This is a genomic window from Amycolatopsis kentuckyensis, assembly GCF_002155975.1.
Lineage (GTDB): Bacteria > Actinomycetota > Actinomycetes > Mycobacteriales > Pseudonocardiaceae > Amycolatopsis > Amycolatopsis kentuckyensis.
Genome location: NZ_MUMI01000607.1, coordinates 14,466 through 14,746, shown reverse-complemented (window position 1 = coordinate 14,746; position 281 = coordinate 14,466).

Here is a 281-nt window from a genome sequence, read left to right as displayed (position 1 = left end):
GTTCGAGGGTCAGACAATTTCCAGCGTTTCGACCGCTCATCCGTTCGAGTGAATCCGCAAAGATGCAGGTCAGAGCTGTGCTTGGGCACGTGTGACGCAAGATGTTGCTGAGACACGCCACTGCGCCGAAGGGGTGGCGCACCCGACACGAGACGATCCCGACAGACCGGTCACCTGTGCGGATCTTGCTTAGCCGGTGATCGGTTGTCAGGCTCTCCGTCAAGCGGCAACACGATCAAGGTGAGGCGGGGGGTGTATGGAATTCCACGTGCTCGGCCCGG